Raw genomic sequence first — 14,661 nt, forward strand, 5'->3', positions numbered from 1 at the left:
ATTTTATTGACTATCCAAGCCCAGCGCATGCTGGGCTTGTTTGATTTTTCTGCACTAAATTTCCGTTGACATTTCACCCCGTTTCACCCAATCTGCTTTCAGCTTTTGATGACGACACTTTAATCAACAAAATCATAAGGAAATCATGATGCGCACCAAATATTTATTCGCGGTTTTGTGTGCTTTGCCCGTATTGGCTTGGGCTGACAATTGTGACCGCACTCGTAACACTTTTGACGACATTTACTGCACCAATAAAATCTATGCCAATGCCGATGCGGAACTGAATCAAAATTACCAGCGATTGCAAAAAAAACTGAACGCCAATCAAAAAAACCTGCTGAAACGCTCTCAAATCCGTTGGATACGGCAACGCGACACACAATGCGATACCAGTGACGAAAGCAGCCAAAGCGTGAATGTGGACTGCCGCCTGCGCCAAACACAAGAACGCAACCACTGGTTACGTGAACGCCTGCGTGAGTGCCAGGCTGTGGGCTGCAAGACCAGTATGCTCGATCACTGATGTCTACATTTTTAGGCTGCCGAATTTTTCAGGCAGCCCTTATATATTGCACCCCATCTAAGGGGTGAACACAAAAGCCCCTTTTGCCAAGAGAAGGGGCTTTTTATGTTTGTTCGTGAATATCCATGTTTTGTTTTGCGTGATGGCCAAGTTGGTGGTTTTTCTGCTGCTTATTTCTTAACGCGTCACCCTATTAATTCTGTTCATTCTAATCAAATTATCGTTGCTAAGTCTTTAAATGGCGCTCGTCATGAACTTCGTGAGTTATCAAAACTGACTAACTTTCCATTTTATGATGAATCAGTGGGGCAACGATGAATCTATTTCAGCCCCAATTCATTGAACGTATTGAAACTCAAGATCGTAAAGTTGTCGTTAGTCGTTTGGGTACCAGTATTCAAGCTGTTTTTTCAATCCGTGGTATTGATCACGAAACGCGTTTCTTCCGCCCTGAAGAGTCAAGTCAAAAAGACGCTGCTATTCGTTATTTCTTGCGCTATGGCAAGTGCTCAATTCACTTTGGGCGTAAAGCGTAATGTCTATCAACTCGCTGAAACTTCAAAAATCAACAGCCGCGACAGGAAGCGCGGCGGAGCTTGCGACGACGCGCGATACTGGCGCGGCTGTTGATGCCCCCCCTAGGCTAACAGGGGGGGACGAAAATACACCCCTTAGCTCAAAGGGTACGGACGAAAAATTATTTTCGCTATTTGCTGCTGAAGAAATTAAGAAATATGAATATTTCAAAACCACGGTAACTGACGATAAGGGGCGTTTGATTGAAATTCCCTTGCGTCGTGGTTTATCTGATGCAGCACTCATTGACCAGTTAACGTTCACAATTCATGAAACCACATTGACAAAACATCTCGGTTATCCGCTGATATCCGATACTGACTTTATTTGTGCTTACAGTGAAATCTTGATGGCGATTTTCGGGTTCGGTGTCACCGAGCGTTTGCCGTTTAAGGGCAAGTTTTTCTATGACTCATGCTATCACTTAGGCCCGTCTGGTATTGAGTACGGAAAACTTCATTATGGTGGTCAACGTGACACAATTCTCATTGAGCTGAATGGCACGGGTTGTCAAGCTGCTAAAGAAGGTTGGGAATCTCGTCTTTATGCTTTTCTCAAACTTGCAATTCGTCCAAACATTACTCGCGTTGATGTTGCTCACGATTTTTTTAATGGTGAATACAGCCCTGAGCGCGCAATGGTCGATCATGATCATGGTTTATTTGACTGTAAGAATATGCGTCCAAAGTCTGAATGTGTGGGTGCTGCTTGGCGTGAAGAAGATTTCACGGGCAAAACTTTCTATGTCGGCCGTCGTGGTAATGCCAAATTCACCCGAATTTATGAAAAAGGGCGGGCATTTGGGGATAAAGATTCTAAGTGGGTTCGTTTTGAAACTGAGTTCCGCGCTACTAAAACCCATCACGTTCCATTGGCTATTTTGCAAAAGCCAGGCGAATTTTTAACAGGTGCATATCCTATCGGTGCTTCTATCTTTGACTGCGCTGTTCAGCGCATTGAAACCAAAAGCCAAACCGTGAATTTGACTTTTGACCAACGTATTTTTCACGCGAAAAACCAAGTCGGGCGTTTGATGAATTTTCTTTTAGATATAGGCAAAGCACCTGACGAAATTTGCCAAATGCTCAAAGCTGATGACGGTAAATATCCAAATGGATTGATGCCTGAACAATATGATGCTGATAAAGCGCAAGAGGTTTATTTACATGAATACATTGCCCCTCTTGAAGATGATTTTGGCATGGTCAACCTACCATCTTTGTCCCCTAATTTTGACCATAGGCGGCGTTTTTTTCCAGTCGATAAAACTGATTTTGAAGTAAGGCAAGAAATGGCTGAAGAAGCCGAAGAAATTAGCAGAAATTTAAACAATACAATAGTGAAAGGGTTTTGAAATGGATTTCAACAGTATCAGCCAGCCAGCTTATGAGCGCGCCATCATTATGGGCGTTACTAAATTTCAAGGCGAAATTGAAGGTTCAAAAATTGATACCTGCACGGTATTTATTGCAACCAAATTCAATGACGAAACAGGTAATGCAACTGGTTTTGGTGTTGCCAAAATCAAGTTTGGTTCGTCAATCAATTTCGGTCGTTTTAACGGCGTTCAATTTCCAACAAATGCTGATGTACTTTTTGAGCGCACCACAAATGGCGCTGGTAAACAAACTTCCATTTTGAAAGATGTGAAGTTGCCGACTGCAAAGGGTTAAATAATGGATTACGTTCAGCGCTTTATTGTTCAGGATTTGGACACTTTTGAGTTTCTGTGTCCTGACCCTAACGGTGATATTGGCCAGACGCCTTACCTAAAAAGCGCTGGACGGTATGACACTCGTGAAGACGCTTTTCAAGCGGGTATAGAAGAGTGCGGGGGGCAGTTTTCTGTAACTGCATTTTTTGAAACTGGAGATTTCTAATATGCAAAACAAAATGCCATTGAGCATGAAAATAAGTTTAGGTTTTTTGATCTTCTTTTTAGTTATTTTGGGTACTGCCACGGTTTTTGTTTTCGGCTGACAAAATTCAGGCTCATGGGGCGGCGGCCTGATTACCTTCTCTTAGCCGCCCTCTTACTTAAAGGAAACGTTATGAAACTGATGAACGCTGCTAAAAAATATGCGCCTCGTCGTGTACAGCAAGCTGCCGCTGGTTTGGGGCTTGCGGCTATGTCTGCCATGTCTATGGCCGCTGTGGGTGATATTTCTGACATTGGCACTAATGCTGCGACTGAGATTGCAAAATTTGCAATTATGATTTCTGCGATTGGCGCGGCTGTATTGTCTGTTGTTGTGCTGATTCAAGGCTTCCGAATGGCCTTTGGCATGGTTAAAACCGCACGTTAAATCTTGGGGGCAATATGGGTTTTCGCATAGGTATGCAATGTTTTGAAACATCTGAAGCTGCGCATGATTACATGCTTTCTCAACTGCCCCCTACCATATCCCAAGACGGTCAAATTTTACGACCTGTAAAAAATGGCCATTCTTGGGAATTAAATGGGCAAGTTATTGAATTGAGTTTTCCTGAATGTAGTCAAGCTGAACAAATTACCCAAGGTTTTATTATCGGTGCACCGATTCTTGGTCTTTTTATGATTGTTTTCTTTTTCAAGGCTGCAAAAAAGCTGATTGAAACATTGGGCGAAATTGGCGGGAGTGGTGATGATTGATTTTTGGTTGTTGTATGGCTTTGGTGCAATGCTGGTCTGCTGTCTTTTGTTTCGTTGATTAGCATGTTAAATTCCTTGTGTTTACGAACGTTCACAAAAGGAATTCAAGATGCTTATTAGTGAAGCTGAGTTGTATCAGATGAAAATGACAAGTTTTATATATAAGGATTTACCTTATGCTGTTATTTTTTATCGTGAAATGAAGAGAAAGAATTTTTTAGTTGCTGAAAAACTCAATCCGAATCTTTTTTACAATTTTTTTAATCGGTTTGACCCTAATCAGCGGCGTTTAGAAATTCTTTTTCCTGACAACTCAACTTTGATATTTGATTTCAAAGTGAAAAAATGTCATGTTTATCACCCGCAGTCTATTTTTATCGATACTATTGATTTGCTCTAGTATAGCTTGCGCTGATGCGGAAATTCGCGGTTCTAATATTTCTGTTAAAGATAGCGTTACAAAAACTATGGATCCTGCACGTTATCAATATGAGAAGGGTTCGCATTACGTTTCTGAATCACAAAGGTTTAATACTCAATTCCGAGAAGCTATGGATGGTTTCTCTGTTCGGGGTAAGGGAAATTTACCTGTCGATAATCGTATTACAGTGCCGCGTTCAAATGTCCTTCAGGGTCTTTTAAAAAATGCGAAGAAGTTCAAGAAACTTGGCGGCGGTTGGGGTGGTGTTGCTGCTGGTTTAGTTTTGCCCTACCTTGCTGACAAAGGTTATGAATGGATGAAGGATTTACAGTGCCAAGCTGGCGCACAAGAAAAATGCGAAGGTTTTGGCATTAAATATTCTTATGTCGGTAAATATCGAGCTTTCGAACAACCTGATATTGTTGTTTATTCTAATTCTATTGAATCTATTCAGTCTCAATACACTGCTTTTGCAAGTACCTTTGTCCCTGATTCTATTGGTTGGATTGGTTATAAGTTTGATTCTATTAATAAACCCGGCTGGCAATATTGGTATGCTTCATATATCAAAGATGGCGATGTACGCAATCTTACTTCTTTAAATATTTTCCCTGGCTCTGGTACTTCTGAACTAACACAAGAGCAATTCGATGCAATCATCGGCCCTGTTCTTGATTCTGCTGCTGACCCGTCACCATTTGTTAATGCCTCTAAACCATCAGCAAATTCACTGCCCGACGGTGCTACCGTATTAACAACTGTTCCAACTGGCACTACAGCCCAGTCAGTCCCATATCGCAACCCAGTCACCGGCCAGGCAGAACAGCGCAATTATAAATTCACAACAAACAATAACGTCACGAATGTTTATACAACAATAAACAATTATGACGGTGACGAAACGGTTCAAACCGTCACTGAAGACACTGAAACAACAAACGATGATGACGATAAACCAAAAGATGCTTCATCAACTGATTTCTGTGTTCAAAATCCAGACGTCATGGCCTGCGACAAACAACCTGATTCTGCAAGTGACGTTGATCTTGTTATTCCCAAAGAAGAAGTCAATCTAAATTTTACGCCTGCCAGCATTTTTCCGACCGATGGCGTTTGCCCTCAAGGCCCTACATTTCAAGCATTTGATGCGACGTACACAATTAGCGTTGAACCTGTTTGTTTTGTTGCTGAAAAGCTGCGTGGTTGGATTATTTTAATTGGTTGGCTGGTCGCTGCTTTCTTCGTGATTAAAACCATTAATTCTGAGTTATGAGGCGCTTATTTTATGTGCACGCGTGCGTGTACGTGAAATAAGTGTCTAGGGGTGCGGGTGCTCCCGCTTGTCTGATTTTCTGGGGGTGTAATGAAATTTCTAGCCGCTTTATTACCGTTTTTTATGACTGTAGTGGGTCGCATTGTGGCTGCATTTGGTCTTACTGCGATTACTTATGTTGGCTTTGACGTGTTGATTGGTCAGTTCAAAGACAAGATTCAAGAATGGGTTTCATTGATTCCCGAAGCAATGTTGCAACTGTTTTACATGTCCGGTGGCGGTGTGGTTTTAAACATTTTGTTTGGCATGATGACTTTTATCGTGACGTTCAAAGGCATGTCTAAATTAACAACAGTACTGGGGCGTAAATAATGGCCGTTGAAATTGTATTGGTAACAGGTAAACCGCGCATTGGTAAGACTGCTTTTGTCGTCGATTTGCTGGCAAATGATGCGCGTTATAAAGGCCGCAAGCTGTTCTCAAATATCAATGGGCTTTTACTACCGCATGAGCAGCCGCCAGAGGGTCATTCTTGGGAAGATATGCATGTTTGGCTTAAGTGGCCTGAAAATAAAGGTGCCATTGTTGCTTATGATGAAGTGCAGAACCTTTTTCCAAGTCGGGCGAACGGCGCAAAAATGAGCGATAACGTTTTGTTTTTGAATGTTCACGGCCATTATGCGATTGATATGTTTTTTATTACGCAGGGTACTAAGATTATTGATGTTAACTTGCGTGAAACAGTTAATCGTCATATTCATGTTGCAGCTAACAAAATGGGCGGTTTAACACGCCTTGAGTGGGCTTATTGTGCCAATAATCCGTTGGGGCAAGCCAAGGATGCGATTTCATCGACACATAAAATCAATGAAAATGTGTTTGAGCTGTATAAATCAGCTGAAGCGCATATTGCTGGCGAGCGTAAAAGGTCAAACTGGTTTTATGTGATTGGCGTCATGCTTATTGTTTTGCCTCTTTTACTCTGCTTGATTGGATTTATGGGCTATAAAATTTATAAAGGCTTTCAAGCAAAGGCGGCGCCTACACAATCTGCTCAAGTGCACACAAAACAAAACAGCAACATTGTTACAGGTGATATGGTTCAAAGTGTCGCCAGTGGCACGCTGCCAACGCCACAGCCAGCTCAGGCGCAACCATTAACTGCAGAAATGTATGAGCCAACAATGGAAGGTCAGCCACAATCAAAACCACTTTATAACAGTGTTAGGGTTGTTAAATCATATGAACGTATAGCAGCGTGCATCAAAGGTGGTAAGAGTGGCTGTACGTGTTATAGCGACCAAGCTACGCCTTTAAAAGAAGTTACCAACTCAAAGTGTATTGAGTATGCTGCTAATGGTTTGCCGTTTGACCCATTTCGTGAATCTAATCCACAGTCTCAAAATACAAGTAAAGTTAGTCAATCTGGTTCTCAAGATTCCCAGGTCACACGTTTGGATAGCAAAGCGCCAGACAATAATCTTATGCCCTCAACTTATGCGCCTGGAACTGCAAATTAAATTTCCAACTTAAAGCATTTAAATCTGAATGCTTTGGGGTGGGAATTAGCTATTCACACCAAAGCCGCTGATCTCGAAAGTGCAGCCTAGCTTTTAAAGCTGGAAAGAAGATAGAGACAGCGGTTTTTTCTATCCTAAATTTGAACACTATCTAGAAACAGCCAGTCTGATTTCGTATATAAGGTTAAAACAATGCATTACCTTGGGATTGATATTAGTAAGTGCACATTTGACTGCCATTTGATTACTGATAAAGGGGAATTTTTCAGCAAGTTTGATAATAATAAACAAGGTTTTTTGCTAGTGGCCACTTGGATAACGAAAACTTTGTTAATGAATGATGTTGGCCAGATTCATGTTTGTATGGAAGCAACAGGCGCGTATTGGCAAAGTTTAGCCACTTTTCTACATGAAAAAGGTTTTGTTGTTTCTGTTGAGAATCCATCTAAAATTAAGCATTTCAGCAAAGCAATAATGGTGAGAAATAAGACTGATAAGCAAGATGCAAAGACAATTGCACAATATTGTCAAATCATGATGCCTCGGCGTTGGTATCCAGAATCCCATTCTATTATTGAGCTTCGCAATATCATGCGTTTACTTGTTCGTTTAAAGCGACAAAAGGCATCTGAACAAACCAAGTTGATTGAAACACCTAAATCATTAAGCTACGTTATTGAGTGCAATATTGCTCATTTTCAGCAGCAAATAGCTGAAGTTGAATTACTGCTTAATGATTTTTTTAATCAGTATCCTGAATTTAAGAAACAACGAAAGCGCTTAGAAACTGTGCCTGGTATCGGTAAAACATCAGCAGCCGTGCTTTTATCTGTGCTTTTGGGTAGTCAGCAGTTCACAAAAGCAAGTCAGCTTGTTGCATACCTTGGCTTGAATCCACAAGCGCACCAGTCGGGTACTTCAGTTAATGGGAAGATGCGCATTTCCAAGGTCGGTAAATCAGATTTGCGAACTGCTCTATACATGCCAGCAATGGTTGCTTATTCGCACAACTTGTATCCTGAATTAATTGCTAGGCTTAAACTAAAAAACAAACCAACTATGGTGATTATCACAGCAATCATGCGCAAGTTGGCCGTCTATGCGTTCACAATTTACAAAAATCAAACTGACTTTAAACGGGCATAGCTAAACCCGTTTGTAGTTGCACAATAATGTCCATAGGCACCTTTAAAACCATCGTCTAGGGGCAAAGGTCAATTATTGTTAAAAAATCCTTGACGCGCCATTACACTATCTTCTTTCTGACAAGTAATAAAGGAGCAAATGCATGATGTGGCTGCGTGTCTCGCATGCTTTATTGATATTGATTGTGGGATCCAGCTCTGTCCTGTTCGCACATCACAAAACCTGGGCCGCCGCCTCGCCACCGAGCACGCGCCTAGCGCCAGCACCCATAGTTAATGTATGGCGGGATTGGCGCTCTGAAGACGGCCAATATTTTCTTACCCTGCGCACCGGCGTATGGGACCCCAACGGCAACTTGTTTTTCCTCAAACACAAAAATAGCCGCGGTATTGAAGGTTATCAAAAGGGCAAAAACCTTGCGTTAGCATCATTTAATCCTGAATTTGGTTTAAATGCACCGCCCGAATACCGTCTTTCAGGCAGCCTTGATGTCCAAACCAATACGTTCAACGCCAGCATAGAAGACGTGGGCGCACAAACCAAACAAGACATTCTTTTTTCACCCGCCATTCTCGTACGTAATAGGCCATTATTGCGTTTTGTGTTCTATGGTTTCCAAGACAAAGATTGGCATCAAAATTACATTACCCAGATTGATGTCATTGATCAAAAAACAAACCGCACTATCCAGCAATTAAAAGGCTTCACCGCACAGGGCTACATGGTGGATTACATGGACGTAAACTATGATGGCTACTTTGATTTGGTCATGCACATGGGGACGAAAGTAGGCGACCCCCAATACCGTTATTATCTGTATCAGCCGAGTACACGGCAATTCGAGCAAAATAAACAATTTAGCCTCATGTCAGGCTACCCAACCCGTTATCCACATAAGCAGCAAATCCATTTTCAAGAAGGTTTATTCCGCATCGAAAATAACCACTGGCAGCGTATACCGTGCTGCCATGCTGATGATGAATAACCGATGACTCAACCCCAGCCAAATTTCGCCATCCATCCCACCTGAAGCCGCAGGATTTGGTATCATATCGGTGTTTTTTCATCGGCCTGCCATATGTCTGTTTATACCCGTGTTAGTGATGATGACATGCGTGTTTTCCTAGAAGATTACCGTATTGGTCGTTTCGTTTCTTTGCAAGGCATCGCCCAAGGCATCACCAACAGCAACTACTTTGTCACCACCACCCAAGGCCGTTATGTGTTAACGGTATTTGAAGTTTTACAACAAGAAGAACTGCCCTTCTTCTTGGCATTAAAACAACATTTAAGCCTCCGTGGTGTGGCCTGCCCCAGCCCGATTGCTCGCGCTGATGGCCGTCTCGACAGTACCTTACTGGGCAAGCCGGCATGTTTGGTGACTTGCTTGAATGGCCGCGACACCAGTGCACCTTCCGCCGCTCAATGTTTCAGTACTGGTGCGATGTTGGCCAAAATGCATTTGGCCGGAGCCGATTTTTCGCTCACCATGCCCAATCCCCGTGGCAGCGCGTGGTGGCAAGATGCCGCCCAACAATTACTGCCCCTACTGGATGAACACGACGCACAGCTACTCACCGACGAAATGGCATTTTTGGCCGCTGAACCGCACGACGGCCTGCCAAGCGGCATCATCCATGCCGATTTATTTAAAGACAATGTTTTGCTTGATGGCGATGCGGTAGCTGGATTTATTGATTTTTACTACGCTTGCAATGGCAATTTTATGTATGACTTGGCCATTGCCGTGAATGACTGGGCTCGTCAGGCCGACAATCACCTGAATCCCATACTCAAAAACGCATTGATTCAAGGCTACAAAAATGTGCGCACCATCGGCGCAGACGAGATGGCCTACTTCCCGATTGCCCAGCGTGCAGGCTGCATCCGATTTTGGGTGTCGCGGCTATTGGATTATCACTTCCCTCAAGCTGGTGAAATTACCTTCATCAAAGACCCCAATGCGTTTAGGGATTTGCTGCTGGATTTACACGGGGAACAAAATATCGTCGGTTGATCATCACTAACATTTCAGGCAACCCGATTAGAGCTGCCTGAAAACATGAAAGACAATGACCTACGCCTTCATGTGTGTGTCGCTTTTAGCAGGATGCAAGTCTTTCTGCATCCAGATTAGATCCAGCCATTGGCCAAATTTATAACCCACATTTGGCATCAGCCTGAGTGCACAAAGCCCAATTGTTCATGCAGGCGAATCGAAGCAACATTCCCTGCTTCAATGGCCGCTACCATCATGCGCACATCCCGATCTTGGGCATACACCAGCAACGCCGACAATAAAGCGCGACCAATCCCCTTGCCTCGGGCCTCCCGCGACACATACACCGAATGTTCCACTGTATAACGATACCCAGGATAAGCGCGAAAATCACCATAACTGGCATAGCCCAGCACCGCTCCAGCCACCCCCACTGCCACCAACACCGGAAACCCAGCCAGTTCACGCGCGGCCAGCCAAGCACAACGCTCAGCCACATCCACTTCGTTTTCCTGCCAAATAGCCAAGCTATTTCGTACTGCGTCATTAAAAATAGCCGCCACGGCAGGCATATCGTTCACGGTTGCCTTACGCACCACTGCACTAATATCCAAATCCACCCCTATAATATCGAAATGATTGCATGCAAACTCAGCCTCATCTGACAGTGCTTCCTGTATGACCAACTCAAGCCCGATTGGGATAACTGCAACCATGCCTTTAAATATTAACTATTTTTAACAAATATTTAAATCAGGTTGCGCGTAGTTTATTGTTTTAGGTCAAATACTTTAACAACCCTGTCAACAGAAAAGACTATAATTATTCTCAAATAGAATGATTTTTAACCCGCCATCATTGAATGATGGCACAAAATCACTTCATCAGAAGGAGTCCATTATGTCTCAAGTCAACCAAAAAGTCGCCTTTGTCACCGGTGCGGGGCAAGGCATTGGCGAAGCCATCGCCAAACGTTTGGCCAAAGACGGGTTTGCCGTCGCTTGTGCCGATTTGAATGTCGACAATGCCAGTAATGTGGCTAAGGCCATTGAAGCGGCTGGTGGCAAAGCCATCGCAGTTAAAGTGAATGTGGCTGATCGGGATGATGTGTTTGCTGGTGTACGCAATGCCGCAGAACAACTGGGTGGTTTTGATGTCATCATCAACAATGCCGGCTTAGGCCCGACTACGCCAATCGACACCATTACGCCAGAAATGTTTGATAAGGTTTATCACGTCAATGTGGCGGGCGTCATTTGGGGTATTCAGGCAGCATTAGAACAATTTGAAAAACGAGGTCACGGTGGCAAAATCATCAACGCCACCTCTCAAGCGGGTGTGGTGGGTAACCCCAATTTGGCCTTATATTCTGGTACCAAATTTGCCGTACGTGGGGTAACTCAAGTAGCCGCTCGTGATTTGGCTGCCAAGGGCATTACCGTCAATGCTTTTGCACCAGGAATTGTTAAGACACCGATGATGATGGATATCGCGCATCAAGTTGGCAAAAATGCAGGTAAAGATGATGAATGGGGCATGCAACAATTTGCCAAAGACATTGCTTTAGGTCGTTTGTCTGAACCGGAAGATGTGGCTGCTACAGTCGCTTTCTTGGCGGGCAGTGATTCCAACTACATCACGGGCCAGACCATCATTGTCGATGGCGGCATGCAATTCCATTAAATCGAAGAATGGCAAAACCGGCGCATTTGCGCCGGTTTTTTTATGAGCTCGCAAAGCATGCTGGTATGCCTAAATACCAGCAACGCAGGACATCAATCCTGCGTTTTGCCTTTTTGCACCGCAGTCAAACCACAATATTCACCAATCGACCCGGTACCACAATGATTTTACGTGGCGACTTCCCTTCTATAAACCGCTGCGCACCCGGTTCAGCAAGGGCTGCGGCTTCAATATCCCCACTCGCAGCATCGGCCGCAACAGTGATTTTGCCACGCAATTTACCATTGACCTGCACCACCAAGGTGATCTCATCTTGCACCAACGCAGCATCATCAACTTCGGGCCACGCCGCATCCCACAAAGCCTGTTTGGGCTGTAAATGATTCCATAGCGCCTCGCATGCATGAGGGGCAATCGGCCACAGCAATCGCAATAACGCCTCCAATACTTCTTGCGCTACTGCGCGCCCTACTTCATCTTGACAATCGGTTTTGTCATATTGGTTTAGCAATTCCATAATAGCGGCAATCGCCGTATTAAATTGTTGCCTGCGACCATAATCATCAGACACCTTAACGATGGTCTGATGAAGTTTTCGACGTAAATCTTTTAAAGCAGGTGCTAAATCCGCCTGCTTGCCTGAAAACGCCGTAGCAGCATCGCCACTTTGCAAGAAATCATAAACAGTCCGCCAAAGCCGACGCAAGAAACGATGGGCACCTTCAATACCAGCATCCGACCACTCCAACGATTGCTCTGGTGGCGCAGCAAACATCATAAATAAGCGAGCAGTATCGGCACCATAGGCCTCAATCATGGATTGAGGATCAACCCCATTGTTTTTGGATTTGGACATTTTTTCAATGCCACCAATCACCACCGGCAAACCATCGGCCTTTAATGTTGCAGAAATGGGGCGACCTTTGTCATCACGCTGCAAATTCACTTCTTGTGGCGAATACCATTCTTTACTGCCACTGGCCGCATCGCGGTAATAAGTTTCACACACCACCATGCCTTGGGTAAGCAGCCGCGAAAATGGCTCACTCACAGTCAACAAGCCTTCATCGCGCATCAATTTAGTGAAAAAGCGAGCATACAACAAATGTAAAATAGCGTGCTCAATCCCACCAATGTACTGATCCACATTCATCCAGTAACCAGCAGCCTGATCTACCATGCCAGTGTCACAATGTGGCGAGGCATAGCGTGCAAAATACCAACTGGATTCAACAAACGTATCCATCGTGTCGGTTTCTCGCCTTGCTGGCTTCCCACAGCAGGGGCAAGTGGCTTCATAAAATTCAGGCATTTTCGCCAGCGGCGAGCCTGCACCGTCAGGCACCACATTTTCAGGCAGCCTGATGGGTAATTGGTCTTCCGGCACAGGCACATCACCACATGCATCACAATGCACAATCGGAATCGGGCAGCCCCAATAGCGTTGACGGGAAACGCCCCAATCACGCAAGCGGTATTGTGTTTTAGGCGAACCTGCGTGCTTGCTTTGTAAGATGGTGCCGACTTTATCAAAGGCGGCCTGAACACTTAACCCATCCAGTTCACCACTATTCACGCATTGCACATGCTCTTTGCTGCCATACCACTCTTGCCATTCAGTTGCATCAAATACTTGCTCCGGCAACAAAGAAGCCACCACTTGCTTCATCGGTAAATGGTATTTTTGGGCAAACGCGAAATCGCGTTCATCATGAGCCGGTACCGCCATCACCGCGCCATCGCCATAACCCCACAATACATAATTGGCAACCCAGACAGGCAGCATCTCGCCATTGAGGGGATTGATTGCATAGCGTCCAGTCGGCATGCCTTTTTTATCCATGGTGGCCATATCGGCCTCCGCTACAGAGCCAGATTGACACTCATCGATAAAAGCTTGCAATTCAGGGTTATTTACTGCAGCGGCTGTGGCCAGCGGATGTTCTGCCGCCACCGCCATATAGGTGGCCCCCATCAACGTGTCTGGGCGTGTCGTGTACACCTGCACATATTGCGCATATTCACCCGTTAACCCAGCTTGGCTCTCAGGTGTGAGTGCAAACCGAACCTGCATCCCGCGCGATTTACCAATCCAATTGCGCTGCATGGTTTTGACTTTTTCTGGCCAGTGATCCAACTTATCCAAATCAGCCAACAACTCTTCTGCATAATCGGTGATTTTAAAGTAATACATGGGGATTTCACGCTTCTCGACAATGGCACCTGAGCGCCAGCCGCGTCCATCCACCACCTGTTCATTGGCCAATACGGTTTGATCCACAGGATCCCAATTTACGGTGCCGTTTTTCTTATAGATAATGCCTTTTTTAAACAGCCGCAGAAACAGCCATTGCTCCCAACGATAATATTCAGGAGTGCAGGTTGCCACTTCCCGATCCCAATCAATAGCAAACCCCAACACTTTAAGTTGTTTGCGCATATAGGCAATGTTGTCATATGTCCACTGCGCTGGGGCCACTTTGTGCTTCATGGCCGCATTTTCAGCTGGCAAACCAAATGCGTCCCAGCCCATGGGCTGCATCACATTGTATCCATTGAGTAAATGATAGCGACTGAGTGCATCCCCTATAGCGTAATTACGCACATGCCCCATGTGGAATTTGCCAGAGGGATAGGGAAACATAGACAAACAATAATATTTGGGTTTATTGCTGAAATCTTGGCCATGAAATATATGGGCACGATCCCAGCGCTCTTGGGCAGCGGGCTCAATGAGTTCGGGTTGGTAGTGTTCTTGCATATGCGCGGCTAAAGATATGAGTCAAAGATAAAATAAGCCTGCATTATATCAGCTTGCCTAACCCTACGGCGCATCTCGGCAAGGCAACATGATCAAAGGCTGCCTGAAAGCCCATAGAGAGGCT

18 protein-coding genes are annotated in these 14,661 nt (G+C 44.6%); 16 read left to right on the plus strand and 2 right to left on the minus strand.

From position 1 onward, the window contains the following. The first annotated feature begins 145 nt into the window (after positions 1 to 145). From A2F46_RS07795 to thrB, 15 genes are all read left to right on the plus strand, one after another. The gene (locus A2F46_RS07795) at positions 146 to 526 is read left to right on the plus strand and encodes a lysozyme inhibitor LprI family protein (protein ID WP_197457611.1); all 381 of its coding nucleotides are present in this window, start codon (positions 146 to 148) and stop codon (positions 524 to 526) included. 105 nt (positions 527 to 631) lie between these two features. Then, entirely contained in the window at positions 632 to 844 is a 213-nt protein-coding gene (locus A2F46_RS07800) for a hypothetical protein (protein WP_066568889.1), read from the plus strand. After that, the gene (locus A2F46_RS07805) at positions 841 to 1,062 is read left to right on the plus strand and encodes a hypothetical protein (protein WP_066568891.1); all 222 of its coding nucleotides are present in this window, start codon (positions 841 to 843) and stop codon (positions 1,060 to 1,062) included. The genes A2F46_RS07800 and A2F46_RS07805 overlap by 4 nt, the downstream gene beginning before the upstream one ends. After that, the gene (locus A2F46_RS07810; RefSeq protein WP_082783629.1) at positions 1,062 to 2,456 is read left to right on the plus strand and encodes a replication initiation factor domain-containing protein; all 1,395 of its coding nucleotides are present in this window, start codon (positions 1,062 to 1,064) and stop codon (positions 2,454 to 2,456) included. Before A2F46_RS07805 ends, A2F46_RS07810 begins: the two co-directional genes overlap by 1 nt. 1 nt (position 2,457) lies before the next feature. Then, the gene (locus A2F46_RS07815) at positions 2,458 to 2,775 is read left to right on the plus strand and encodes a hypothetical protein (protein WP_066568893.1); all 318 of its coding nucleotides are present in this window, start codon (positions 2,458 to 2,460) and stop codon (positions 2,773 to 2,775) included. Between the two features lie 3 nt (positions 2,776 to 2,778). Next, the gene (locus A2F46_RS07820; protein ID WP_066568894.1) at positions 2,779 to 2,982 is read left to right on the plus strand and encodes a hypothetical protein; all 204 of its coding nucleotides are present in this window, start codon (positions 2,779 to 2,781) and stop codon (positions 2,980 to 2,982) included. A gap of 171 nt (positions 2,983 to 3,153) precedes the next feature. After that, the gene (locus A2F46_RS07825) at positions 3,154 to 3,408 is read left to right on the plus strand and encodes a hypothetical protein (RefSeq protein ID WP_066568895.1); all 255 of its coding nucleotides are present in this window, start codon (positions 3,154 to 3,156) and stop codon (positions 3,406 to 3,408) included. A gap of 14 nt (positions 3,409 to 3,422) precedes the next feature. Then, the gene (locus A2F46_RS07830; protein WP_066568897.1) at positions 3,423 to 3,734 is read left to right on the plus strand and encodes a hypothetical protein; all 312 of its coding nucleotides are present in this window, start codon (positions 3,423 to 3,425) and stop codon (positions 3,732 to 3,734) included. A 109-nt stretch (positions 3,735 to 3,843) separates the two neighbouring features. Next, entirely contained in the window at positions 3,844 to 4,134 is a 291-nt protein-coding gene (locus tag A2F46_RS07835) for a hypothetical protein (protein WP_066568901.1), read from the plus strand. After that, positions 4,085 to 5,428, plus strand: coding sequence for an IgG-binding virulence factor TspB family protein (locus A2F46_RS07845; protein ID WP_082783630.1), 1,344 nt, complete (start codon positions 4,085 to 4,087; stop codon positions 5,426 to 5,428). The genes A2F46_RS07835 and A2F46_RS07845 overlap by 50 nt, the downstream gene beginning before the upstream one ends. Positions 5,429 to 5,518: 90 nt before the next feature. Beyond that, on the plus strand, positions 5,519 to 5,800 hold the full coding sequence (locus tag A2F46_RS07850; protein ID WP_066568914.1) for a DUF2523 domain-containing protein: 282 nt from the start codon (positions 5,519 to 5,521) through the stop codon (positions 5,798 to 5,800). Continuing rightward, on the plus strand, positions 5,800 to 6,948 hold the full coding sequence (locus tag A2F46_RS07855) for a zonular occludens toxin domain-containing protein (RefSeq protein WP_066568915.1): 1,149 nt from the start codon (positions 5,800 to 5,802) through the stop codon (positions 6,946 to 6,948). Before A2F46_RS07850 ends, A2F46_RS07855 begins: the two co-directional genes overlap by 1 nt. 192 nt (positions 6,949 to 7,140) lie before the next feature. Further along, positions 7,141 to 8,094 carry an IS110 family transposase gene (locus A2F46_RS07860; RefSeq protein ID WP_066568916.1) on the plus strand — a complete coding sequence of 318 codons (954 nt, stop codon included), beginning with the start codon at positions 7,141 to 7,143 and terminating at the stop codon, positions 8,092 to 8,094. A gap of 142 nt (positions 8,095 to 8,236) precedes the next feature. Further along, positions 8,237 to 9,079 (plus strand): hypothetical protein, encoded by an 843-nt coding sequence (locus tag A2F46_RS07865; RefSeq protein ID WP_066568923.1) that lies wholly within the window; start codon positions 8,237 to 8,239, stop codon positions 9,077 to 9,079. A 93-nt stretch (positions 9,080 to 9,172) separates the two neighbouring features. Continuing rightward, entirely contained in the window at positions 9,173 to 10,111 is a 939-nt protein-coding gene (thrB, locus tag A2F46_RS07870; RefSeq protein WP_066568925.1) for a homoserine kinase, read from the plus strand. Between the two features lie 158 nt (positions 10,112 to 10,269). On the opposite strand, the gene A2F46_RS07875 is transcribed toward thrB, so the two are convergent. Further along, a complete protein-coding gene (locus A2F46_RS07875; protein ID WP_304437937.1) occupies positions 10,270 to 10,707 on the minus strand; it encodes a GNAT family N-acetyltransferase in 438 nt (145 codons plus the stop codon). A 286-nt stretch (positions 10,708 to 10,993) separates the two neighbouring features. On the opposite strand from A2F46_RS07875, the gene A2F46_RS07880 reads away from it, so the two are divergent. After that, positions 10,994 to 11,776, plus strand: coding sequence for a (S)-acetoin forming diacetyl reductase (locus A2F46_RS07880; protein ID WP_066568927.1), 783 nt, complete (start codon positions 10,994 to 10,996; stop codon positions 11,774 to 11,776). Between the two features lie 124 nt (positions 11,777 to 11,900). Here the strand turns inward: A2F46_RS07880 and leuS are convergent, their stop codons facing one another. Continuing rightward, the gene (leuS, locus tag A2F46_RS07885; protein WP_066568930.1) at positions 11,901 to 14,537 is read right to left on the minus strand and encodes a leucine--tRNA ligase; all 2,637 of its coding nucleotides are present in this window, start codon (positions 14,535 to 14,537) and stop codon (positions 11,901 to 11,903) included. Between the last annotated feature and the right edge of the window lie 124 nt (positions 14,538 to 14,661).

The organism is Snodgrassella sp. CFCC 13594 (assembly GCF_001590725.1).
Taxonomy (GTDB): Bacteria; Pseudomonadota; Gammaproteobacteria; order Burkholderiales; family Neisseriaceae; genus Snodgrassella.